Genomic DNA, 23,078 nt, shown 5'->3' with positions numbered 1-23,078 from the left:
TATTGGGGTTCTTCCAATGCTTACCCGTTTCACCGGCGCCCTGCCGCGCCTCCAGGCTGTCCTGTGTGGCTTGGGCTTCCTGACCACCTTCGCTCTCGCTCCGGCAGCGCTGGCCCACAGCGGACACGACCATGGTGCTCCGCCGCCAACGGCGGTGGCCACCTCCAATCCGCGCATTGCTGTGCAATCGGACGCCTACGAGCTGGTCGGCATCCTGCGCGGCGAGCGGCTCGGGCTTTACCTCGACCGGTTCGGCACCAACGAACCGGTGGCCGATGCCAGGATCACCGTCACCGTCGGCGGCCAGGACGTGGAGGCCGAGAAGGCGTCGGACGGCGCCTACGCCGTCACGTCGGCCGACTTTACCGGCGAGGGGCCGCTTGAGCTTGTTTTTGCCGTGAGCGCGCCGGCCGGGGATGATCTCCTGATTGGAACCCTCGTCCTTCCCGTGAGGCCCGCAGCCGCCGCCGCATCCCTTCCCGCAGACACCACGACAGCGCTGGCCCTCCGGGTGGCGCCCGGCCTGCGTGTCGGCGGCATCGAGGTTGGGCAGCCCTACACTGTAGCCGGTGTCATCGGACTCGGATTCGTGCTCGGCCTTGCCGCCCGGAGCCGCAGCCGGATGGTTCCGGTGACCAGCCTTGCGCTCATCGCCGTCCTGGCAACCACCGCGTACGCCTTCAGCCACGAAGGTGAGGATCACGGCGCTGGAGACGTCAAGGCGGCCTTGCCTGCCGGCGACACGCCGCGACGCCTGCCGGACGGCACGGTGTTCGTGCCGAAGCCGAGCCAGCGCCTGCTGGACGTGCGGACCAGCATCGCGACGCCCGAGGAGGCGCAAAGGGCGATCACCCTGGTCGGCCGCGTGATTGCCGACCCGAACCGCTCCGGTCTCGTGCAGAGCATCAACGGCGGGCGGATGGCCGCCCCGGAGGGCGGGCTGCCGCGCCTTGGCCAGACGGTCAGGAAAGGCGACGTGCTCGCGCTCGTCGAGCAGGCTGTGGGCCAGGCGGATCGCACGACCCTCTCCGAGCGCGTGGGCGAGATCGAGCAGGAGATCGCGGTCGCCGAGACCAAGCTCAAGCGCGTGCGCCAGCTGGCCGAGCGCAACGTGGCGCCGCCGAGCCAGGTGGTTGACGCCGAGATCGAGCTTGAGGGCCTCCGCCGCCGCCGCGAGATCGTGCGGCAGACCCGGATCGAGCCCGAGGTCCTGCGCGCACCCATCGACGGCACCATCGCCGCGGTGCGGGTCGTCGCCGGCCAGGTGGTCGGCTCCGAGGACATTGTCTTCCAGATCGTCGACCCGAAGGGGCTGTGGGTCGAGGCGCTCGTCTATGGCGACGTCAACCCTGCAAAGGTGACCGGCGCCAGCGCGATGGCAAACGACGGCACGCCGCTCACGCTGGCGTTCCAGGGCTTCAGCAAGGCCCTGCAGCAGCAGGCCACCGTGGTGCAGTTCGCGGTCGACAACCCGCCGGCCAACCTCAGTGTAGGCCAGCCTTTGACGGTCGTCGCCAGGAGCGGGGTCTCGGTCACCGGCATCGTCCTGCCTCGCGACGCGGTGGTGCGCAGCGGCAATGGCGAAGCGGTCGTGTGGCGTCACACGGATCCCGAGCGCTTCGAGGCACGTCCCGTGCGGACGGAACCCTTCGATGCCCACCGCCTCGTCATCCGGGGCGGCTTGGCCGGGGGCGAGCGGATCGTGATCCGCGGCTCCGAACTCGTCAACCAGATCCGGTGAGGCACCGATGTTCAATCTCCTTGTCTCAAGCAGCCTCAAGAACCGGCTCTTCGTCCTGGCCACCGCCCTGGTGCTGATCGCCTACGGCAGCTTTGTCCTCCCTCAGATCCCGGTCGACGTCTTTCCGGATCTCAACCGTCCCACCGTCACCCTGATGACCGAGGCCGAGGGCCTCGCGCCGCAGGAGGTGGAGCAGCTCGTCACCTATCCGCTTGAAACCTCCATGAACGGCATGCCGGGCGTGACCCGCGTCCGCTCGGTATCAGGCGTCGGCCTGTCCATCGTCTATGTCGAGTTCGACTGGGGTACCGACATCTACCGCTCGCGCCAACTCGTCGCCGAGCGCCTGGCACTCGTGGGCGAGCAGCTCCCGCGCGGCGTTACCCCGCAGATGGGACCAGTCACCTCGATCATGGGCGAGATCATGCTGATCGCCGTGACGGGTGACACCGTCTCGCCGATGGAGGTGCGCGAGATCGCCGACTTCATCATCCGGCCCCAGCTCCTCACCATCGCGGGCGTGGCCCAGGTCATCCCCATCGGCGGCGAGGTGCGTCAGTACCGGATCGTGCCCAACATTGCGGCCCTCCAGGCGCTCGACGTCACACACGAGCAGATCGAGGCCGCCGTCACCCGCTTCGGCACCAACACCGGTGGCGGCTTCGTCGACCAGCACGGGCGCGAGTACCTGATCCGCAACGTCGGACTGACCCGGCGCCTGGAGGATCTGCGCAACACGGTGGTGGTCCACCGGGACGGCCAGCCGATCTTCTTGCACCAGGTGGCGCAGGTCGACTTCGCCCCCCGGGTGAAGCGCGGCGATGCCGGCTTCCAGGGCAAGCCCGCCGTGATCGTGTCGATCCAGAAGCAACCCGGGTCTGACACGGTCGACCTCACGGGCAAGATCGAGGCCGCGCTGGCGGAGATTCAGAAGACGCTGCCGCAGGGCGTGTCGGCCACGAATCTGCAATTCCGGCAGGCGACGTTCATCGAGACCTCCATCGGCAACGTCAAGCGCGTGCTGGTCGAGGCGGCCGCCGTCGTGGCGGTGATCCTCGTCCTGTTCCTGATGAACGCCCGGGCGACCGTGATCTCGCTCTCCGCGATCCCAATCTCCATCCTGGTGACGGTCGTGGTGTTCCAGGTCTTCGGGCTGACCATCAACACGATGACACTCGGCGGGCTGGCCATCGCCATCGGTGAGCTCGTCGATGATGCGGTGGTCGACGTCGAGAACATCCTGCGCCGGCTCAAGGAGAACCGAGAACTTCCCGAGCCGAGGCCGGTGCTGGAGGTGATCGCGGCCGCATCCCAGGAAGTCCGTTCAGGCATCGTCTACGCGACGATGATCATCATCCTGGTGTTCATCCCGCTCTTCGCGCTGTCCGGCATCGAGGGACGCCTCTTCGCGCCCTTGGGCGTCGCCTACATCGTCTCGATCCTAGCCTCGCTCGTCACCTCGATCACCGTGACGCCGGTACTCGCCTACTACCTGCTTTCAGGGCGGGTGAAGGGCCACGAGCACGACAGCTTCGTGGTCCGACACCTCAAGCGCGGCAACGCGGCCCTGCTGCGCTGGGCCTTCGGGCACCGTGGGTTCCTGTTCACCACCATCCTGCTGGGCGTCGGCCTGGCGGCCTACGGGGCGACGCTGCTGCCGCGGGCCTTCCTGCCACCGTTCAACGAAGGCACGCTCACGATCAGCCTCGCCTACAATCCCGGCATCGCCCTGGCCGAGAGCCACCGGCTCGGGCTGGTCGCGGAGAACCTGATCAAGGAGGTGCCGGAGGTGATCTCGGTCGGACGCCGCACCGGCCGCGCCGAGCTCGACGAGCATGCGGAGGGCGTGCACTCCTCGGAGATCGACGTCGACCTGAAGCGGTCGGAGCGCTCGAAGGAGGAGGTGATGGGCGACATCCGCGCCCGCCTGGCCGTCCTGCCCGCGACCCTCAATGTCGGCCAGCCGATCTCGCATCGCCTCGACCACATGCTCTCGGGCGTACGCGCCGAGATCGCGCTCAAGATCTACGGCGAGGACGTCGACACCCTGCGCACCCTGGCGGAAGGCCTGCGCGAGCGGCTCTCAGGCGTGGAAGGTCTCGTCGACCTCCAGGTCGAGAAGCAGGTGCGCATCCCGCAGCTGCGCATCGACGTCGACTACGAGAAGGCCGCCCTCTACGGCCTCACCCCGGCGACGGTGACCCAGGGCCTGGAGACGATGTCGAATGGGCGCACGGTCTCGCAGATCGTCGAGGGCAACCGCCGCTTCGACGTGGTGATGCGCCTGTCCGACCAGGACCGCTCCACCACGGGCCTCGGCGACCTGCTGATCGCCACGCCGACCGGTCCGGTGCCGCTGCGCATGGTGGCGCATGTGGAGGAGACGGACGGCCCCAACCAGGTCCTGCGCGAGAACGGTCAGCGTCGGATCGCGGTCCTCGGCAACACCGATGGCAAGCGGGACATGGCGGCCATCGTCGCCGACATCCGCCGCATCACCGCCGAGACGCAATGGCCGCAGGGCTACGTCACCCGCCTGGAGGGCACCTTCCAGGCACAGGAGGAGGCCACGCTCCGGATCGGGGCGCTGTCGCTCCTGTCGCTCGCGATGGTGTTCGTGGTGCTCTACAGCCGCTATCAGTCGCCGGCGCTGGCGCTGATCATCATGGGCAACATCCCGCTGGCGCTCATCGGCAGCGTGATCGCGCTCAACATCGCCGGGCAGCCGCTCTCGGTCGCCTCGATGATCGGCTTCATCACGCTGGCCGGCATCTCGGCCCGCAACGGAATCCTGAAGGTCTCGCACTATATCAACCTCGCCCTCTACGAGGGTGAGCGGTTCGGCGCGGACCTCGTCATCCGCGGCAGCTTGGAGCGGCTGACTCCGGTGCTGATGACAGCCTTGTCGGCCGGCCTTGCCCTCATCCCGCTGCTGATCGGGGCGGACGAGCCCGGACGCGAGATCCTGCACCCGGTGGCGGTGACGATCTTCGGCGGCCTCGTCAGCGCGACCCTGCTCGACACCTTCCTGACCCCCGTCCTGTTCCTGACCTTCGGCAAGAAGCCGCTGGAACGCATCCAGGCCAGCCGGCCCCAAGTGTCGGGAACACTCACCCCGGCAGAAGCCTTCTGATCCCTATACAAGGAGAACTCCCATGAAACGTCTGATGCTGGTCCTGGCCCTCACGGTGGCGCCTTTGGCGGCGTCGGCCCACGAGGCCGCCAAGGGCCCGAACGGAGGCCCTGTTATCGACAGCGCAGGCCACCATGTCGAGATGGTGGCTAAGGGCTCCGAGCTCGTCCTTTATCTCACCGAGGGTGCCGACAAGCCGCTGGCCTCCGCAGGCGCCCGGAACGCCCGCGCCGTGGTGCAGGACGGCGGCAAGACGGCAACCGTCCCACTCCAGCCAGCCGAGCCCAACAAGCTTGTCGGCACCCTCGCCCAGCCACTGGGCGCGGGCGCCCGTGTGGTGGTGTCTGCCACCATGGCTGACGGCCACACGGTCCAGGCCCGCTTCGCCAGCAACTGATCCCACCCGCTTCACCAAGGAGAACCATCATGAAGACCTCCATTCTAGCCGTCGCCCTGATCGCCCTCGCAGGCCCGGCTCTGGCCCAGGCCCACTCCCAGACCCCTTCCGCTCCAGCGCAATCTCAAGGTCAGATGCCGACGGGGCAGATGATGCACGGCGGCGGCATGATGCAAGGTCACGGAACGCAGGCCCCCTCGCAGGCTGGCGCCCAGTCCGACGCGACAAAGGCCTATGCGGCGGCGGTGGATAAGATGCACGCCCCGATGGCGCAGGCGATCCAGAGCCCTGACCCGGACGTCGCCTTCGTCAAAGGCATGATCCCGCACCATCAGAGCGCCGTCGACATGGCCAAAGTCGTCCTGCAGTACGGCAAGGACGAACAGGCCAAGAAGTGGGCCACCGATGTCATCCGCGAACAGGAGCGTGAAATCGGCGAGATGAGGGCTTGGCTCAAGGCGAAGGGAGCCGAGTGAGCCCAAAGCGTGAAAGTCGAATCCCCGGCCATCGGAGCGCGGGTGCGCCACAGGCGCACCCCCCATCCAGCCTGGGCTCCATGGACGGAAGTCCGCCCTTCGCCGGGATGCTTGGACGCTGTAGGCGCACCCGCCCAGACGTCAGGCATTCCCCCGTCACCGTTTCTGATAGAGAAGCCCCATGAGTTCCTTGCTTTCCACCCGTCGCGCTATTCTCGCAGGGCTGACAACTTCGGTCATCGTCGGCTATCCCCACCACCTGCGCGCCCAAACCTTGCCAACAGTCGTTGTGACCAAGGATCCGTCATGCGGATGCTGTTCCGGTTGGGCTGACCATATCCGGGCGGCAGGCTTCCCCGTCGAGATCAGGGAGACCTCTGAGGTCAATCGCCTCAAGGTCAAGCTCGGCTTGCCTCAGGCACTCGCCTCCTGCCACACTGCGGAAGTGGGCGGCTACGTGGTTGAGGGGCATGTGCCGGCGGATGCCATCAAGCGGCTGTTGTCCGAGAAGCCTCAAGCGACGGGGCTTGCCGTCCCCGGCATGCCCATCGGCTCGCCCGGCATGGAGGTCGAGGGCGCCGCACCCGACATCTACGAGGTTGTGCTGTTCGGACCCCGTGGGCCCGCAACCTTTGCACGCTATCAAGGACTGCGGGCGCTTTGACGCGACATCCTTGTGCGCCCCGAGCCTCGAACGCTTCTTGGCTGAGCTGGACTGTGAGGAGAGCGTTACGCGGCGGCTCGGTCTTCATCGGACCGTTAAAGCGGTCCCACTTATTTGGAATAATAGGATTTCTTCCAGTGTTTGACTTTGCTGCGTGGCGCGTTTTCTGGATTGTGCTCGGCTTCATTGGTGTCGGAGCGGCGCTGACCTTTTCTCCAAGCCGCAATGCGTTGGACCACTACACCTTCGAACTTGTGGATCGCGAAGTGAAGCACGGTTCCGGCACAACCATCCTGGTCCGGCTGGTTGATGAACGGACCGGAAAGGTGGTGCCGGACGCGACCTTGTTCATCAGTCGCCTCGACATGTCGCCCCACGGCATGGGCGCAATGGAGGCGCCGCTTGAGCCGCTGCCCGACACGCTGCCCGGCTACTACCGTTTCGAGACCGACCTTTCGATGGTCGGCGGATGGGCGCTCACGCTCGCCGCCAAGCTTCCGGGGGAGGCCGACCCGATCCACCACAGGCTCGTCCTGCAAGCGATCCAGTGATACGCCGGTGAATTTGCCGTTTCAACGAGTTTGGACACATTTGAGAGGGAGCATCGTCCATCTCCGGCGGCGCCATTCAATCCGAATATCCGACGGAAATGACGCAATCCTCATGGCGCCCGCGCGTCGGCTCCAACGCGGATGCGCACTTGAGAGCGCTTGTCACGGACCGGTCCTGCCGATCCCGCCGCATCACGTTGTGCCCACCATCTCCGTTTGACCTACCCACAACTGTACCGTTCCGATGACGCTGAGCCACCCGCACCGAGGCACGGCAGCAGGCTTTTTGGCTATTTCGAGAGCGACCATGACCAGCGACGCATCCACTCGACGCCTGGGTGTTTCACCCCCCGGACGCACTGGGTGGAAAGTGGTCTAACCCGGTGCACGCCAGCACAGGGGGAGTTCAATTCCCTGATCCCTGGCAGGACGTTCTGCTTGCAGTTTGATCCGGATCAAGGCGGCCGCCACGCGGCCTGCTATGTTCGTGAGCGCGGCAGTCCAACCCGCCTGCTGCAAGTCATCGTCGCTTGTGCAGGGCAGCGCCACAGATCCTGTGGCCGAGTGGAGGTAAGAATGATGTGGACATCGAAACTCAAGTTTGCGCTTTCCCTCGGGGCTGGCCTTGTCATCGCTCCCGGTCTCGGTGTTGCGGCAATGACCAGCATCGAGTGGCTCAGCCGCATGGAGCAGATCGAACTCAGCCGAGGGTCCATGGCGGACCATGTCCATGCCGAAGGAACAGTCCGGGCAGTTGATCCCGGTTCGGGCACGGTCACCATCCTGCACCCGGAGATTGGCAGCGCAGACAAAAGCATCTGGATGCCGTCCATGACGATGGTGTTTCACGTCAGCCGGTCAGAGGTGCTGCGAGGGGTCAAAGCGGGAGACAACGTGAGATTTGAAGCCACGCGGCGCCGGGGAGCCGTGATGGTGACGCACATCACCAAGATTGACAGATGACGCCCTGAACGGCTTTGCATCTGCCATAGATGGCCAACCGAGGGCACTCCGCCAGTGTCGGCGACGAGCGTGTTCACGCCTAGGTCGACACCCGCCACCGACGGTTGCCCTGCCGAACCTCGGCCTCTTCAGGGATACGGAGACGAGGCTGACTTGGCCGAACTCCACTCGCGCCTCTATCAGCCCCCCGGGCTGATCACCCGACTCACTTCATCAAAGCGGGCCCGCGCATCCGACCAGGCCTGCGCGAACTCGAACAGCTCGCGCAAGGACGGGTTGATCTCCTTGTATGCGGCAAGCGCTGCAACCAGCGCTCCGACCGACAAGCGGTCGTGGATGACAAGATAGCCGCCAATTGTGAAGAAGAAGAACGGAGTAAGATTGGACGTGAAGTTGAAAAGGCTCTTGAGCCTCGCCTTCAGCTCATTGATCTGGAGCCTGATTGCCTCAAGCGCCGTGATCTGCTGCAACCGCGCCCGGTTGGTCATAGCCAATGACGGCGCAGAGAGTTCTGAGGCGCGGGACAGGGCGGCGCTCAAGCTCCTGGTCACATGAACCCGTTTGCGCACAGACGCATTGATGCGCAATTGGAGCTGAGGCAGGATCGCAAGTTGGACCGGCAGCATCGCGACCGCCGCCAGTGCCATCACAGCATCCTGCATGAGAAGGAAGGCCAGGCTTGCCACCAGCGTGCCACCCTGAAGAATGGGCACGCTCAACATGCTGCCGCCGAAATAGCCGATGGGCTCGCATTCACTGATCGCCACGGCGGTCAGGGCCGGATCATCGGCGCGAGCCTTGGAGCGCGCTTGGGTTCGGACGACAGCAATCCGAAGACGTCTGACAATCCGCTCGGAAATCCGGCCCTGGGCGACGTTGGCATAGTACTTGATGGTGCCGTTCACGGCGATGGCGCCTAGGTACCCGGCGCAGAGCAGGATGAGGAGGCTGACCTGATCCAGCTTGAGCTCGAACAGATCCATCTGCGGGCCACCAGCCGCGAGGGCGTGGTTGATGATGTGCTTGGGAAGTTCAAGAACAAGATAAGTCGTCGGAAGCACAAGGGATGAGATCGCGACCAGCTTGAGCTGTAGCCGCAGTGTCCAGCGCAGAACCGCCTGCTCCAGAGGTGGCCGAAGTGGCTCCCCAGCGACCACATGCCGGGCCTGACGGCTTGCCGTTAACTTCTGTGGCCATGATAGGAGAGTGGATAGGCGATGGGTGCGCCACTTGTAAGCCATGCCACGTCGTCCACATTGATCAAGACATTGCCGCAAAACGCGATAACGGCCGCTCGCTATAAACGACGTTGTGGGGCAGCCCCCCGAATAGCTGATGAATGGAACGGAGAAAAGGGTGGAGCAATGCTCACGGGACGGTCGGCTGCCTCCGATGCAGTAGACTTCGCCAAGTCACCGCATTGGTCTGCTCGCACAAGCTTCACGCCAAACTCTCAGTTCGCCGTCCTTCTATCCGACGAGCCTCTTCGAGACGCATCTGGCAGGCCGCCAGGGGGGCAAGCAAGCTGCAACGGAAGTCCCACGCCCGCGTTAGCGCACTGCAATGCAAGCTCCCTCCTGTGAGCGCCAGGAATCCAAAGGAGAGACCATGATGGCGGCGCCATGGTTCATGTTCGCGACCGGGATTGAGAACAGCTACCCGACCATCAACAACGGCCGTACCCGGATCGACGAGATGGAGAAGTGCGGCCACTACACGCATTGGAGGACGGACTTCGAGCTGCTCCAGGACCTCGACATCCAGTTCCTGCGTTATGGGCCTCCCATCCACAAAACCTGGCTCGGGCCTGAGCGCTACGACTGGGAGTTCTCCGACCTCACCTTCGGCCATCTGAAGCATTGCGACACTGTCCCGATTGTCGATTTGTGCCACTTCGGCGTGCCGGATTGGATCGGCGACTTCCAGAACCCCGATTTTCCGGAGCTTTTCGCGGACTATGCCCGCGCCTTTGCCAGCCGGTTTCCGTGGGTCCAGCTCTACACCCCCGTCAACGAGATGTTCATCTGCGCCACCTTCTCGGCCTATTATGGCTGGTGGAACGAGCAACTCGCCAGTGACCGTGCCTTCGTGACGGCGCTCAAGCACATCGTCAGGGCGAATGTGCTCGCCATGGCGGCGATCCTCGACGTTCGGCCGGACGCCATCTTCGTCCAGAGCGAGTCCTCCGAGTACTTCCATGCCGAAGACCCCAAGGCTATCAAGCCTGCGGAGCTGGGCAATGCGCGCCGGTTCCTGTCGCTCGACTTGAACTACGGCCATCCTGTGAGTTCCGGGATGTACGAGTACCTGATGGATAATGGCATGACGCGTGAGGAATATCATTTCTTCCTGCGGCACTCCCCCCTGCGCCATCACTGCATCATGGGCAATGACTATTATGTCACCAACGAGCACCGGGTGGCCGCCGACGGGAGGAGTTGGGCTGCGGGCGATGTGTTCGGCTATGACGACATCACCCGCCAATACTTCGAGCGGTACAAGCTGCCGGTGATGCATACCGAGACCAACATGAACGAGGGGCCGAACGGGGACGAGGCCGTCCACTGGCTCTGGAAGCAGTGGGCCAATGTGCTGCGGGTGCGCAATACCGGCGTGCCTATCGTCGGCTTCACCTGGTATTCGTTGACGGATCAGGTGGACTGGGACACGGCGTTGCGCGAGGACAGGGGCAATGTCAACCCGCTCGGGCTTTACGACCTGGATCGCAACATGCGGGCCGTGGGGCGCGCCTACAAGGACCTGATCCGCTCGTGGAGCGACGTTCTGCCGGCCCAGAGCGTGTGCCTGAATGTCCCGATCGTGCTGCCGAGCGAAACCGACGAACCTTTTGTCCAGCGTCGGCGCGACAGGATGCGGCGTTACCATGAGGCCCGGCACCAGCGCAGGTCTGGGGAGGTTTGAAAAAGTTAGCTCGCCATCAGGCCCGCTTCTGGTTCGAAACAGTACAAACCTGGGATCGCAGGCCGCTCCGCGGGCGGCACACCGAGAAGCCTTCCCCCATGAAAAGGTCCGCATCCGCCATCCACGCCTCGCGTATCGTGACCCATGTCTTCAAAGTGGCGCTGACGTCCGTGTTTCTGCCGTCCAGATTGTGCGTTCTTCCAACGCCTTCCCAAACCGATTGGCTCTCTAGCCGATTTGTTCAACCATCCGGCGCCGGCGCGCGAAAAAGCCGCCCTTGTGGAAGCCGCTCGCCAGCCCCTGTATGGCTTGCCAGCAACGGTTGCTCTAGGCTTAGCCCCCATGACGTTCGGCCGTGATGCCGTTGGCCTGCTGGACCTCACGAATGTATCGAATAATGGTCTGAAGCTGTGGATCGCTGACTTGCGGCTGCGGAGGCATGTTGCCAAAGCGCCAGTGGTGCTGCCGAACTCCTGATTTCACAGCCACATAGAAGGCCCCATTCGCGTGGTGGCCCGGATGATAGATGACATGAACGAGGGGCGGACCCCGATCCGTGCCGGCCCCGATTTGCCCATGGCAGCCGGCGCAGTTGGCCTCGTACGCCACCTTGCCAGCGGTAGCGGCTGGTGAGAGGGTCGCTGGCTCCACGATATGGCTCGGCTCCTGAACCTCTCGCCTCATGAGACTCCATGCGACAGCAAGGCTGCCCAGCAGCGCGACCCCAACAGCCAGCCAGGACCAACGGTTCACGCTCCGTCTCCTCGACTCCAAAAGATTTTTTCTACTGAGTGGAAGGTTGGTGTACCTGACGCCAGACAAACGTGTTGCATGATAGGTCTACTCTGCCTCCAAGCCGAGCCCAGTCGTTGGATCAGGCCCACCCGGGCCGTTCAGCGCAGCTGGCTCAATGGTGCTTGTACCAGCCTGCACCTTTGATGTCGTTCCACGAATTTGTCTTGTGACACATGTAGCATTGACTCACCTGGGCATGCTCCTGCCCGGCGACTCTCTGCGACACCATGCTGAAGTGTTCCATGTAATGGCTTGGCGGCGCCTGGTGGCACTGCGCACATTCGCGCGAGGTCGGCGACGGGTGCAGAAATGATGCAATCTGCCATGCCGATGTTACGTGACAATCAGCGCATTCGGTCCCGAAGAGCTTTCGGTGGGGATCCTGGTTGCTGTGGCAGGCGGCACAGTTGAGCCCCTCCTTCTCGGCAGGTACCAACACCGGTATGCCAAGGTAGCTTGCAAGGTCTTCGATCATTTGGCGCGACAGACTGGAATGGCCTTGCAAGGTTCCTGTCGCGTGCCAGCCGCTCCGCAAGAGAGCACCATGGTCCATCTTGGTCGGGCGCGAGCCGCCTTGGTGTTCGACATGGCAGCCGCGGCATTCCTGAACATTGGCGTGAAACGCTGTCGGCTGCTTGGCCAGATCTGCTGCGGCAGATGAGTGGCAGGTTATGCACGTGGCTGCCTCGACACCTTTGGTGGGAGTGTGGCACGTCTCGCACTGGTTGCTCAGGAATGCGTGCTTGCCCGACAGAGGACCAGGCTGGAAGAAACTCCGCCAGCCCGGAACAGCAGCCGATCCCGCATAGTAGAGAGCCGCTGTGGCAGCGAGGCCAACCAGCACCGATGCTGTGATGAAAACTGTATAGAACAGGCCGAGCTTCTTCACGAGAGCCACCGCAATCCATAGTAAATCTGGCCGGCGACATGGAGCGCCAGCAGCACGTACATTACAACCGCGCTAACGACATGGAACACGATCCACCGCATGAAGACCGCCTTTACCGCACCACGCGAACCGATGGCATATTCAAGGTCGGCGATGCCATCGACGAGCTGGAGGATCGGCACACCGGGAAGCGCCGGCGTGCGGGGCGGCGCCTCTTCTGATGCCGCCTGGCGGCCCGCGAGGGCAACGGCGGTCTGATCAAAGGCGGAGCGGAGTGTGGCCAGCCGGGACTGCTGCTCCCGCAGCTCGGCTGACACCTGCGGCAGGTAATAGCGGCCGATAAAGCCCGTGACGACAACGATCAGCATCGTGACGACGAGCCCGATCCCAAGCGGGCTTTGGTACTTGTGCCCGGTGTGCAGGATCCCAAGCAGCGCACCAAGCACCCCTGCATAGACGTGGAAGGTCAACAGCGAGCGCACCGACACCATCTTCGTGATGAGGGGCTTAAGCGAGGTACTGTACTTGGCAAGCGGATAGACCAGCAGCAGCAGCATCAGGATGGCGGCTGCAATGCCAAGTATGCTGCCGGCGAGACTGCCCGGAAACCGTGGCGAGGTGTGAAGGAGGAATGCCGGCGTCAGGAACAGGAGCAATGTGAGGCCGGCCCCGACGGTGAGCCTTTCGGTCTCGTTCATGTCAGGCATCCACCACCAGGTTGCCAATTGACTTGGCCTGACACGCCAGAATGATGTTCTGCGCCTTGTCCTCAGGCGTGAGGGCCTCCTCGACTTCCATGGTCACCTGGCCCTCCAGGAGCCTGGTCTTGCAGATGCCGCAAGTTCCAACCCGGCAGGAGTAATCGATGGGCACGTCGGCGGCCTCCGCGACCTCCAGGACGCTCTGGTCCGGCGGCAGCGGCACGACTTTGTTCGACTTGGCGAAGCGGATCGAGGCGGTCGCCGGACCAATCGCCGCCGGCAACGCTGCGGCGGGTCCGGCACTCCCGTCGGGTTGCAGTTGGATAGGCTCGGTCACCGTCACCCCGGGCGGGGGCACGGCGCCTTTGGCAGGACCGAAAGCTTCAGTTTTGATCTGATCTCCGGGCACCCCAAGCTCCGCCAGCAGCTTCTTCATAGCCTCCATCATGCCCGGGGGGCCGCACAGATGAACCCGCCGCTTGGCGATCTCGGGCACCGCTTGCGCCAGGAGCTCCTTGGTGATCGGCCCCTCCGGACCCATCCATGAGGTCCCGGCGGCGCGTGCCATCGTGGCGATCACGTGCAGATTGGGGTGCCGGCGCTGAAGGTGCTCAAGCTCATCACGGAAGATGAAGTCGGCCGTCGAACGCGCGCCATAGACGAGGAAGATTTCGCCCGGCCAGGCGATGTCGTTGAGGTAGCGGATCGCTGCCATGAGCGGCGTGATGCCCACCCCTCCCCCGATCAGCACGACGCTCTCGGCTTCCGTCCCACTGAAGGTGAACACGCCCGATGGCCCCATTACGTCGACCAGATCACCGACGGCGACATTGTCGTGCATGTATCGTGAGAGGAGCCCCTGCTCCTCGCGCTTGATGGTGGTCTCGACGTAGGCCGTCTGGGCGGCCGAAGACGCGATGGTATAAGAGCGCCTCACGAGCTTGCCATCGATCTGAGCCGAGTAGGTGAGGAAATGGCCAGGGACGAAGGTGAAGGGAATGGGGCCGCCCTGCGGGCTCCTGAGCCGGAACGTCTTGACGTTCGGTGTCTCGTCGAAGATGGCAGCCACCCGAAGCTGTCCTTTCCACAGTCCGGGACGGCCTAGCGTGCCCGTAGGCACCGGTCCTGCCGCAGCGGTCAAGGAACCGGAGGGAGTGGCCGCCGGCGATGTGACCACTGCGGCTGGCGCTGCTCCGGGAAGGGAGGGCTGCGGTGCGGTGGTCGCCGCGGACGGAGGCGTCGCAGGGATCATCGGAGCCAGGGTGACGCTCGACAAGCGGTCGACGAGGGCGTTCGCCCGGCGCATTCGCGCGAAATAGATCGCCAGCATGGCGATGGCAAAGGCCGATCCCAGGCCCATGGTCATCACGTGGAGCCAGGACAGGCCGAAGGGGCCCTCGGACGCGTGGACAGGCATTGCGGTGGAGAGATTAAGCTGTCCTTTGAACCAATCCTGGGCAATCTGTGACGGGGACTTTCCCTCCATAAGCGCCCGGAGCGCCGCCGTGCCGCTGTCCACTTGATTAAGGCCGTCCCGCAGGCGCCGGGCGGCTTGTTCCGCTCCGGCGGCATCTCCTGAGGCATTCGCATGGCGGAGGGCGTTCCCGGCGATTGCGATCTCGTCGGTGCCTGCGCTTATCCGTGCCCGCGCTTGAGCTTCGATGGTGTGTCGCTGCTCGGGGGACAGGGTGGGCAGGTCCATGAGGGAGGGATAGAACTCCTTCTGCGGGCTCCCGCCCATCATCTCGCCCATGCCGCCCATCATCCCGCCCATGGCACCGCCTTGGGACGGCATTCCAGGCATGGCGGATGGGCTGCCCGGAACGCCAGTGGGCGGATTGCCCGGCGGGGCAGCCGGGCTGGCTGGGGCGGACATGCTCGGGGCGGGCATAGCATCAGGGTGGTGCCCGGCATGGCCGTCTGCCGACTGGCCAGACGCCTGAAGGGCGGACAGGCCAACGAAGGCGGTTGCCGCGACAATCAGGACGAGAGGTGCAGTGAGGGGGCGTTGGTGCATGTGGTGGGAGGAAGAACTCTGTGCCATGAAGTCACTGCCAGCTGATCTTGATTGTCCTTTCGGAGAGCTGTCCCGGGTCGTCGGAGGAGTCATCGCGGCTGGCCACGGCGGGCATTTGGGTCGGGAGCAAAACCGACAGCGCCGCGGCGCCAGGGGGCGCCGCCGCTGCCGCGTCACTCCGGTTCAACTCGGGGAACCAAAGCCTGGACCCACACAGGCCGCTCAGAAGGTGGCCAGGAGCGGCACGACCAGTTCTTCCGCCACGTGCTTCTGGTGCTCGTCAAGTCCGGCATGGAGCTGGGCAAAGGAGCTCCGCGCTGCCTTGAGGGCCTCCAGCCGGGCGCCAAGATGGCGCTCGTACTGCTCCAGCCGCGTGGCTGCGGTCGCATCGGCTGCCGGGGCTGCCAGCAGCTGCCGGGCCTCGATCAGATGCTGTCGGCTTGAGCGCAGGGCTTCGGCAAACTGGTTCCAGGCCGGTGCTTGCGCGTCAGTGATCTTCAGCTCCGCCTTCAGAAAGGCAATCCGACCCTCGATGCGGTCCGTCATGTCCGCGCCGCCTGCGGTCATCCCCGGCATCGTACCGCCCATCGGCGCCGGCGGCATGCGCATCGGGTCGTTGTTCATCATGCCCATCCCGCCCTGCTGGTTGGGCTGCATGCGGCGCATGTTGTCCATCATCATGCCGCCCTGACCCATGGGAGCCATGCCGGTCTGGCCTTGCTGCATGCGCATCATGTTGTCATCCATCATGCCCGTGCCGCCGCCTTGCCCCGACCCACCCTGTGGCATGCCGCCCATCTGGCCCTGCGGCATGGATCGCATGTTGTCGTTCATCATGCCGGAGCCCATCTGACCAGCCTGCCCTGACGGCATTGCGCCAGACCCTGCCTGGCCGCTTGGCGCCATCGTGGCTTGCCCGGACGCAGACATTCCGCCCATGCCGCAGCACATGCTCATGCCGCCAGAGCTTTGGCCGGCCGGCGTGCCACCTCCCGCCGGGCTCTGCTGCATATTGCCCATGTTGTCCATGGCAACGACGATACGAGCCGGGGAGGGGTCGCGCTGCTCGGCGGCGTGCGCGACCTGTGGGACGGTCACCAAAGCAAGCACCGACACGGCGGCCGCGAGGGCGAAGGAAGTGCGCATGATCGTTTCTCCTATGAAATGGCCGCGCTGCGGCGTCAGAGGCTCTCTGCTACGGTCGCACCATCGCAGCTGAGCCGTATGGCGTCATTGATCCTGATCAATCACCAGGTCCCATCCGCGCTTGGCCACGGCGAAATGCGCCACGTCGGCTGGTCAAGGCAGTAGCCGCCGGCACGGCGGCCGGGCGCTTGATCCGGATCAATGCCATCGCGGCCAATTCGGTTCATGCATGAGGAGTTGGCCACTTTCGGCCGTTCCGCTGTCCTGGGCCGCCGCTATGAGTCCCGAACTGAACAACACCGCCCTGGCCGAACCGGTCGGGTGCCTGTGCCCGGATCCCAGGGCATGGCGCCTGGAGGATCTCCCCTGCACCCTGGAGACCGAGGACGAGTCCCGGTCCTTCCTCATCCGTCAGGGAGGCCGGCGGACGGTCGGTCCGAATGAGGCCATCTTCGCGGGTGGTCCAACTGAGAGCCGCTGCTTCCGCGTCCTTGAGGGTGTGGTGCGGCTCGTCACGTTCTTCCCCGACGGCGCCCGCCAGATCGTCCGGTTCGCGTTTCCGGGGGCCTATTTCGGACTTACCCATGCCGAGCGGTTCCTGACGGCCGAGGCGGTTTCGCCCGTGGTCCTGCTCGAATTCGACGCCGGCAAGCTGCAGCGTCTGGGCGAATGCAATCCGCTCCTCGGGCGCCAGCTGGCGAATGTCCTGCGCGCCAGCGCAAGCGAGGCGCTCGACCATGTCGGCCTCCTTGGGCGAAAGGACGCCCGGAAGCGCCTAGCCTTGTTCCTGCGGTTCCTGCACCAGAATATTGGGCTGGGTGACATCGTGACTGTGCCCATGTCCAGATCCGACATCGCCGACTTCGTGGGCCTCAAGATTGAAACCGTGAGCCGGGCGTTCGGGTACCTGCGTCGGCGCCACTTGATCGAGGATGTCGGCCGCGGGGTGCTGCGGCTGGATCTGGCAGGTCTCGACCTGCTGATCGATGGCGAGGGCTGATCAGGCTGGCGATGCCCTGCACCGCGGCGCCAGGCCAGCCCGCTTCCAAGCGGTCGCAAAGCACACGGATCGAGGGGATGCGGTGCTCGGGGTTCGATCCGTTCGCCAATCCCCGTGTGGTCCTGGTCACGGTGCTTGCGATGGCCGCCGGGAGCCTTATGCTGTTGATGGTCGGTCATAGGAGCAAGTCACTGGAGCCTGTGTGGAGCCACTTACGCCGTCTTGTCGCAAGCCTCATGCTTACAGCCGTGACCGCGTTCGTGCTGCACGGCGGGGTCATGGCAGGCCTGCACGCCCATGGCGCCACCTCCGTTGAGAGCTGGGAGGCGGCCGCCCGCATCAACGGGTCGGCCCAGCCGGATGGCGGAAATGGCCACGGCGCGGCCGGTGTCAGAGCATCGGACATCTGCGCCTGCCCGCTCCTTGAAGCCGATCATGACAGGGCCGGCCCCAACGATCCCCCTCATTGTGGCACCTTTTGCGGCATGGCCCTGCCGTCCTTTGGTCCTGGCGCCGCGACGGCTCCGGCCACGGCCACCAGGCTGGCCATGGTGAGCCAATGGGGCTCCGGCGCCGATCCGGACAGCCTGAAGCGTCCTCCCCGAACCTTCGGAATCGTCTGATCGTGCGACCGGTCCGGGCCGTGTCGCTCCCGACGACGTGCTCGCGATCTGGGTTCACGCCCAACCCGTCAGCGTGCTGTCCGCCCTGGGGCCGTTCCGGTTCGCCTGAGCCGGGCTGACGCGCTGTCGCCACCCGCCCTCACCGTTGAGGGCGGGAGCGCGGGGTCTAGGTGGACCCAGATCACGAGCATTGTTCCTCGCCCATGGAACCGTGCCTGTTCTCCGGAGCACTGCATTGCCGGACAAGACCGATGACCACCGCACAAATAAGCCGGCAGCCTCCCGCGCTCGCGCCAAGACAGCGGCTGGCTGTAATGGATGTAACAAGATTGGATTGGCCAGCCCCCCCGGGCGCCCCCGGATGCTCAACAGGCCAAGACGTCCGACCGCGGCCCAGGCCTACATCTACTTCGAATGCCGCTTTGCGCGCGGACTGTTCTGCGCGATTCCAAAGAGCGGCGCGATCCCAGACTTCCTCATTGGTGCAGGCTGGAGGTTCCGCGGCACGCTGGGCAAGCACGGGAACAGCCCAGGCGGCTTCAATGTGACAGCCGCGCGGTCCGCCGTCCAGCGCGAGGGTTGCTACTTCTTCGTGGCTGCTGCGGACGAAGTCTGAACGCCAATGTCGTCCGTGCGGCAGGAGTGGTGTTCCGCACCGTCTTGCAAAATCGGACGGACCATCACAGATGCGTTGCACAGAAGGTTGCGTGCGGCGTGGTGTCGGTGCGCCGGACCGGGCTTGGACGGTGCGACACCTGCTCCCTGCGGAGGATGAGCGTGCCTAGGCGTTGCCATCCTGGACGAGCACGGCCTTCCGTGGTCAGCATGACCGTCTCGTACACCCCTGCCGGAGGATACCGTGGGTCGTCTGCTACACATTGCCGCCTGCCTTGCCGCCGTGGTGATGGCCGCTGCCGCACAGCCCGCCCTCGCGTCCCTCCACCGGATCGAGGATCGGTCCGAGGCCGACCGCATTGAGAAGATTATTCTCTCGCTGCCAAAACCGCATGTGGTGGAGACTCTGGTCGGCTTGCCGCCCGTCCAACCGAAAGGGCGTGGTTATTATCTGCCGCTGGTCGCCCAGGAGGCCGAGCGCCGCGGGTTGCCGACAGCTGTTGCGGATGCCGTCGTCATGGTTGAAAGCTCCTACAATCCATCCGTCATCGGAACGGTCGGGGAGCTTGGACTTATGCAGGTCCGTCCTGGCACGGCAGCGATGCTTGGCTTCACCGGCCCAGGGGAGGCCCTGGCCGATCCGCAGGTCAATATTCGCTACGGGGTCGAGTACCTTGCCAAGGCCTGGCGGCTCACAGGTGGCGATCTGTGCCGAGCGCTCATGAAGTACCGGGCTGGCCACGGAGAGGAACGGATGACACCCCGCTCGGTCGAGTATTGCCGGAGGGCCCGAGTTCATCTTGTCGCCATAGGCTCGCCCTTGGCCAACCAAGGGTCCGCAGATCCCGTAGGACTTCCAGCTCAATCGGTGCAAGTTGCATCCTCCCAGCCGCTTCCCTTGGAGCGCGAGCCTCGCTTAACGGCACAGGAGCAGCGCAAGGCAGATTTCCAGCGTGAGCTTGTCAAACGGTTCATCCTTTCGGTTGCAAACGTCGGTTCACAAAGCAAGGCCGAGGCCGTCAAACGGGCAGCGAGGCTGTCCAAGGCCGGGGAGGTGGACGTTGGACGGAAGCAGACAGTCCCGTTGGGACGAAAGCCATAGTGCTGTCGCAGGCTTTCAAACGGCGTTGCAGCCACGGGCGTCAGCCTGACAAACATGGCCCAACGCTCTCAGGTTCGGCGCTCGTTGACCAGAGAGTCACGCTCGAACATGTCAGGCAGCCGACAGCACGACCAGTGTGAGCTCTCATGGAACGAGTGGCTTAGCCATCATCCCATAGTGAACACTCCGCTCCTTAAAGGAAGCGGCTTCTCGGACAACCTACGCGGCAACCCGCCCGGTTATCGTCCGAAGGCCGGTTCCCGGCCCAAAAGCCTTGAGATGCACAACCACCGCCGCAGCAACATCCCGGTCGAGAACAGCACCGCACTCGCAGCGATGCTCCCGTTCGGAAAGGGCCTTGGCCTTGATCATCCCGCACTCAGGACAGGTCTGACTTGTGCCACGAGGATCGACCAAAGCGACTTCAGCACCGGCACTTGCAGCCTTGTACTGAACGAATTGGACGAGTTGGCTCCACGCGGCGTCGTGAACGGAACGGGCCAGCATCCCTCGCTTGAGCCCGGTCAGGTTGAGGTCTTCAAAGGCAATCGCGCCGTAGCGCGTCACGAGCGACCGCGACAGCTTGTGGGCGAAGTCACGGCGCTGGTCAGCGATCTTGGCTGACCCGACAGCGAGGCGGTGCTTGGCCTTGAGCCTGCGCGTCGATCCCCGCTTGCATCGGGCGAGGGCACGTTGACGGCGGCGTTGAGCGGCCTGCGCTTTGCGCGCGAAGCGCGGAGCCTGGATTGTCTCACCGTCGCTTGTCGCGATCAGGCTGTTGAGCCCAAGGTCAATCCCAACTGATCCCGTGCCGCAGGTCTCCGCGAACGCAGCCTCAATGGAGAATACCACGAACCACTGACCGTTCTGGCGCGTGAGGATCGCGCTTCCGAGTTCCGCGTCTTCCGGCAGGTTCCGGTGCCAAACGACCTTAATCCCGCCAGTCACGCCGACAATGCCGATGCGGCGGTCCTTCTTGATCGTCAGCCCGTCGCCAACGCGGAACGTTGCCGCGTGATAGCGGGCACTGGCGCGGAAGCGAGGGAAACCGCGCTTGCGCTTGAAGAATGCGGCGTAGGTCTGATCGACCCGGCGCAAGACCTGTTGCAACGCGGAGAAAGACCATCGCGCCAGATCGGGTTCGACCATCCGCACAGTCTTCAATTCGGAGGCTTGGTGAACGTAGCGCAGGCTGATCCCGCGACGGCGGTAGGCTTCGATCCGCTGTTGCAGACAGGCATTGTAGAGCCCACAGAAGTCCCGCAGCATTGCCGCCAAGGCGGTGCTCTGTGCCCGGTTCGGGCGGATGCGGAACTTGTAGGATCGCAATGCCACGGCTCAGACACCCTTCTGCGCGGCGATGTAAGCTTGGACAGTCTCCGCGCTGACGTGCCCGACGCTCCCAGCGTAATAGCTACGGCTCCACAAGGTCGGGAGGCGAGACCGCAGGGCGGGGAACTCCTGTCGCATCAAGCGGGATGACCGTCCCTTGAAGCGATTGACGATCTCAGCAACGGCAAGCGTCGGATCGGCCTCAACGAACAGGTGGACGTGATCCGGCATGACTTCGAGGGTGTGGACCGTCATCCCGGATTCCACCGCCACCTCCCCAATGATCTCCTTCAGGCGAGTGTCGCATGGCGGCACAAGCACGGGCCTGCGGTACTTTGGGCACCAGACCAAGTGGTACTTGAGACTGAAGGTTGCGCCCGCGTTGCGCCGGTATCTCGACATGCCGTTGATTATACAGCCGTCAATTATCTAAGACAAGGGAAGCGGCACCGCCGCATTTCCCCGTCGCCTCAAGGCGACGGTCCCCTGCGGAGGTGATTATGGGCCTTGAAACCCGAAGCGGTATCAATCATGTGATCCGAGGCGGCTTTCCTGAGCTGCCCTGATGTGAAAGTGTTGGGCATGGCACTTTGGGTCGCCCTTTCCCGGTTGCTGACGATCCTGGCGGTCGTGAGCCTCGTCGTCGCTGGTGGTTCGTCGGCCGCGTCTGCTGGGGCTGGGTTCGATGCACCCACTGCGTCGACGGCGGATGACATGTCCTGCTGCGACCAGTCGCCGCCTGATTGCAGCAACATGAAAGCCTGCCCGTTCGCGGTGCTCTGTATCGCGAAGTGTCCCCAGAGCATGCCGATGGCTGGCTGGGTGGTGGTTCGCGTTGCGCTCGCGGCGGAGCTCACCCCTTATTTCGCGCAACGTGGCGACAGTCTGCCCGCACCGCCTCCGGATCATCCTCCTAAAGCCTAGTCCTCCACCGCACCGGCGCCCGTGCCGGGTGGTGTCGCCACGTGATGATGCATCACGGGGTTTGATCACGCATTGAAAGGCGTTCCTCCGTAGCGCCTCCGACGCCCTCAACATGAATGACTAGGTTACAGACAGATGTTTCTCCTCACCAAAGGACGCGCCCTTTCGGCCGTGCTCCTGGGGCTTGCCCTTGTTGGCACCGCCGTCCTCGGCCTCATGATGATGGACCGGTCGGCCTTGCCGGCCTGGATCCCCCGGTCGGTGATCCAGGCGTTGCCTGATCGTTTAATCCTCCCGGATTGGGTCCCGACTTCCTGGGCCGAGGCGAAGGCGCGGTTTGGGCTCGCCAGCGCCGGCACGCTACCCCCCGTCTCGACCGCGGAGCTCAAGGATCATGTCTTCGAGCTTGTCCCAGACGAGGTGAAGCAGGGCGAAGCCACGGTGGACGTACGCCTCGTCAACAAGCGCTCCGGAACGTCCGTCCCGGACGCGGTGGTTTTCGCGCGGCGGATCGATATGGCTCCCGACGGCATGCCAACGATGACAGCACCCATCGAGCCGATGCCGTCGCCTGAGCCCGGGATCTACCGGTTCAAGACCAACCTCGCGATGGAAGGCGGATGGCAGCTCTCGCTGGCCGCGAAGGTGCAGGGTGAGGTCGGCACCGTTCAAAACCGACTCGTGCTCAAAGCGGTGCCGTGATGGATCAGATGACGCAGTTACATGATCTTGGACCGGACGAGCAAAGACCCGCAGACGGCAGGCAGGGCCGCAGGCGCATTTTTGTTGCTGCGTTGGTGCTGCTGGCCCTTGGAGCCGGCATGTGGCTCGGCTTCCGTGCGGGCCAAGGCAGTTTCGCCCTGCCTGGCGGCATTGCGCTGCCGAACTGGCTGGACTTCTCCCTGGGAGGCAACGGCTCTCCTCCCGCAGCGACCGGCCCGATTGCCTATTATCGGGACCCTGACAGCAAACCCTTCTACTCCGCCGTGCCGAAGAAGACGGAGGACGGTCGGGATTACCTGCCGGTGCCGGCCAGCGCAGACGTGAGCTTTGATGAGAAGCCGAAGGACGCGCCGGCCGGACAGCC

Annotated in this window: 22 protein-coding genes and 1 pseudogene; 15 read left to right on the top strand and 8 right to left on the bottom strand. The window is 64.4% G+C overall.

Features of this window, described 5'->3' with window-relative positions; translation table 11 throughout:
* The first annotated feature begins 16 nt into the window (after positions 1–16).
* The 7 genes from JAO75_RS15650 to JAO75_RS15620 all read left to right on the top strand — a co-directional run bounded on the left by JAO75_RS15650 (position 17) and on the right by JAO75_RS15620 (position 7,925).
* The gene (locus tag JAO75_RS15650) at positions 17–1,741 is read left to right on the top strand and encodes an efflux RND transporter periplasmic adaptor subunit (protein WP_199050069.1); all 1,725 of its coding nucleotides are present in this window, start codon (positions 17–19) and stop codon (positions 1,739–1,741) included.
* A gap of 7 nt (positions 1,742–1,748) precedes the next feature.
* Positions 1,749–4,874 (top strand): efflux RND transporter permease subunit, encoded by a 3,126-nt coding sequence (locus JAO75_RS15645; RefSeq protein ID WP_199050068.1) that lies wholly within the window; start codon positions 1,749–1,751, stop codon positions 4,872–4,874.
* 22 nt (positions 4,875–4,896) lie between these two features.
* A complete protein-coding gene (locus JAO75_RS15640; protein ID WP_199050067.1) occupies positions 4,897–5,271 on the top strand; it encodes a hypothetical protein in 375 nt (124 codons plus the stop codon).
* 29 nt (positions 5,272–5,300) lie between these two features.
* Positions 5,301–5,747 carry a CopM family metallochaperone gene (gene copM, locus JAO75_RS15635; RefSeq protein ID WP_199050066.1) on the top strand — a complete coding sequence of 149 codons (447 nt, stop codon included), beginning with the start codon at positions 5,301–5,303 and terminating at the stop codon, positions 5,745–5,747.
* Between the two features lie 181 nt (positions 5,748–5,928).
* A complete protein-coding gene (locus JAO75_RS15630; protein ID WP_199050065.1) occupies positions 5,929–6,411 on the top strand; it encodes a DUF411 domain-containing protein in 483 nt (160 codons plus the stop codon).
* A 137-nt stretch (positions 6,412–6,548) separates the two neighbouring features.
* Positions 6,549–6,962 (top strand): FixH family protein, encoded by a 414-nt coding sequence (locus tag JAO75_RS15625; RefSeq protein WP_199050064.1) that lies wholly within the window; start codon positions 6,549–6,551, stop codon positions 6,960–6,962.
* A 576-nt stretch (positions 6,963–7,538) separates the two neighbouring features.
* Positions 7,539–7,925, top strand: a complete 387-nt coding sequence (locus JAO75_RS15620) for a copper-binding protein (RefSeq protein WP_246742530.1) — start codon at positions 7,539–7,541, stop codon at positions 7,923–7,925.
* Positions 7,926–8,104: 179 nt separating this feature from the next.
* On the opposite strand, the gene JAO75_RS15615 is transcribed toward JAO75_RS15620, so the two are convergent.
* Positions 8,105–8,830, bottom strand: a complete 726-nt coding sequence (locus JAO75_RS15615) for a hypothetical protein (RefSeq protein WP_210340288.1) — start codon at positions 8,828–8,830, stop codon at positions 8,105–8,107.
* 706 nt (positions 8,831–9,536) lie between these two features.
* On the opposite strand from JAO75_RS15615, the gene JAO75_RS15610 reads away from it, so the two are divergent.
* Positions 9,537–10,847, top strand: a complete 1,311-nt coding sequence (locus JAO75_RS15610; RefSeq protein WP_199050135.1) for a family 1 glycosylhydrolase — start codon at positions 9,537–9,539, stop codon at positions 10,845–10,847.
* Between the two features lie 333 nt (positions 10,848–11,180).
* Here the strand turns inward: JAO75_RS15610 and JAO75_RS15605 are convergent, their stop codons facing one another.
* The 5 genes from JAO75_RS15605 to JAO75_RS15585 form a co-directional block, all read right to left on the bottom strand.
* Complete coding sequence (locus tag JAO75_RS15605; protein ID WP_343234628.1) at positions 11,181–11,600, bottom strand: c-type cytochrome; 420 nt, start codon at positions 11,598–11,600, stop codon at positions 11,181–11,183.
* Positions 11,601–11,754: 154 nt separating this feature from the next.
* Positions 11,755–12,531 (bottom strand): multiheme c-type cytochrome, encoded by a 777-nt coding sequence (locus JAO75_RS15600; RefSeq protein WP_199050062.1) that lies wholly within the window; start codon positions 12,529–12,531, stop codon positions 11,755–11,757.
* Entirely contained in the window at positions 12,528–13,229 is a 702-nt protein-coding gene (locus JAO75_RS15595; protein ID WP_199050061.1) for an iron reductase, read from the bottom strand. The genes JAO75_RS15600 and JAO75_RS15595 overlap by 4 nt, the downstream gene beginning before the upstream one ends.
* A 1-nt stretch (position 13,230) precedes the next feature.
* Positions 13,231–15,027 carry a 2Fe-2S iron-sulfur cluster-binding protein gene (locus JAO75_RS15590; protein WP_246742529.1) on the bottom strand — a complete coding sequence of 599 codons (1,797 nt, stop codon included), beginning with the start codon at positions 15,025–15,027 and terminating at the stop codon, positions 13,231–13,233.
* 444 nt (positions 15,028–15,471) lie between these two features.
* Positions 15,472–16,395 (bottom strand): Spy/CpxP family protein refolding chaperone, encoded by a 924-nt coding sequence (locus tag JAO75_RS15585; protein WP_199050060.1) that lies wholly within the window; start codon positions 16,393–16,395, stop codon positions 15,472–15,474.
* 277 nt (positions 16,396–16,672) lie between these two features.
* Between JAO75_RS15585 and JAO75_RS15580 the strand changes: the two genes are divergently transcribed.
* The 4 genes from JAO75_RS15580 to JAO75_RS15565 all read left to right on the top strand — a co-directional run bounded on the left by JAO75_RS15580 (position 16,673) and on the right by JAO75_RS15565 (position 19,735).
* Entirely contained in the window at positions 16,673–17,395 is a 723-nt protein-coding gene (locus tag JAO75_RS15580; protein WP_199050059.1) for a Crp/Fnr family transcriptional regulator, read from the top strand.
* Positions 17,396–17,631: 236 nt separating this feature from the next.
* Positions 17,632–18,018: a hypothetical protein gene (locus tag JAO75_RS15575; protein ID WP_199050058.1), complete on the top strand. Its 387-nt coding sequence runs from the start codon at positions 17,632–17,634 to the stop codon at positions 18,016–18,018.
* Between the two features lie 361 nt (positions 18,019–18,379).
* Positions 18,380–18,634 carry a hypothetical protein gene (locus tag JAO75_RS15570; RefSeq protein WP_199050057.1) on the top strand — a complete coding sequence of 85 codons (255 nt, stop codon included), beginning with the start codon at positions 18,380–18,382 and terminating at the stop codon, positions 18,632–18,634.
* A 288-nt stretch (positions 18,635–18,922) separates the two neighbouring features.
* Positions 18,923–19,735, top strand: coding sequence for a lytic transglycosylase domain-containing protein (locus tag JAO75_RS15565; protein ID WP_199050056.1), 813 nt, complete (start codon positions 18,923–18,925; stop codon positions 19,733–19,735).
* A gap of 219 nt (positions 19,736–19,954) precedes the next feature.
* Here JAO75_RS15565 and JAO75_RS15560 read toward each other — a convergent pair whose 3' ends face one another.
* Together JAO75_RS15560 and tnpA are read right to left on the bottom strand one after the other, a co-directional pair.
* Complete coding sequence (locus JAO75_RS15560; protein WP_199050055.1) at positions 19,955–21,070, bottom strand: RNA-guided endonuclease TnpB family protein; 1,116 nt, start codon at positions 21,068–21,070, stop codon at positions 19,955–19,957.
* Positions 21,071–21,073: 3 nt separating this feature from the next.
* Positions 21,074–21,469, bottom strand: a complete 396-nt coding sequence (gene tnpA / locus JAO75_RS15555) for an IS200/IS605 family transposase (RefSeq protein ID WP_199050054.1) — start codon at positions 21,467–21,469, stop codon at positions 21,074–21,076.
* Positions 21,470–21,649: 180 nt separating this feature from the next.
* Here tnpA and JAO75_RS15550 point away from each other — a divergent pair, with 180 nt between their 5' ends.
* From JAO75_RS15550 to JAO75_RS15540, 3 genes and pseudogenes are all read left to right on the top strand, one after another.
* Positions 21,650–21,991: a hypothetical protein gene (locus JAO75_RS15550; protein WP_199050053.1), complete on the top strand. Its 342-nt coding sequence runs from the start codon at positions 21,650–21,652 to the stop codon at positions 21,989–21,991.
* Positions 21,992–22,126: 135 nt separating this feature from the next.
* Positions 22,127–22,693, top strand: a complete 567-nt coding sequence (locus JAO75_RS25370) for a FixH family protein (protein WP_343234627.1) — start codon at positions 22,127–22,129, stop codon at positions 22,691–22,693.
* An 8-nt stretch (positions 22,694–22,701) separates the two neighbouring features.
* A pseudogene (locus JAO75_RS15540) lies at positions 22,702–23,078 on the top strand (efflux RND transporter periplasmic adaptor subunit); the annotation flags it as partial.

This window comes from Microvirga splendida (assembly GCF_016427565.1).
GTDB lineage: Bacteria > Pseudomonadota > Alphaproteobacteria > Rhizobiales > Beijerinckiaceae > Microvirga > Microvirga splendida.
The sequence above is the reverse complement of the archived record's forward strand: the minus strand, read 5'-3'. Positions and strand labels throughout refer to the sequence as shown.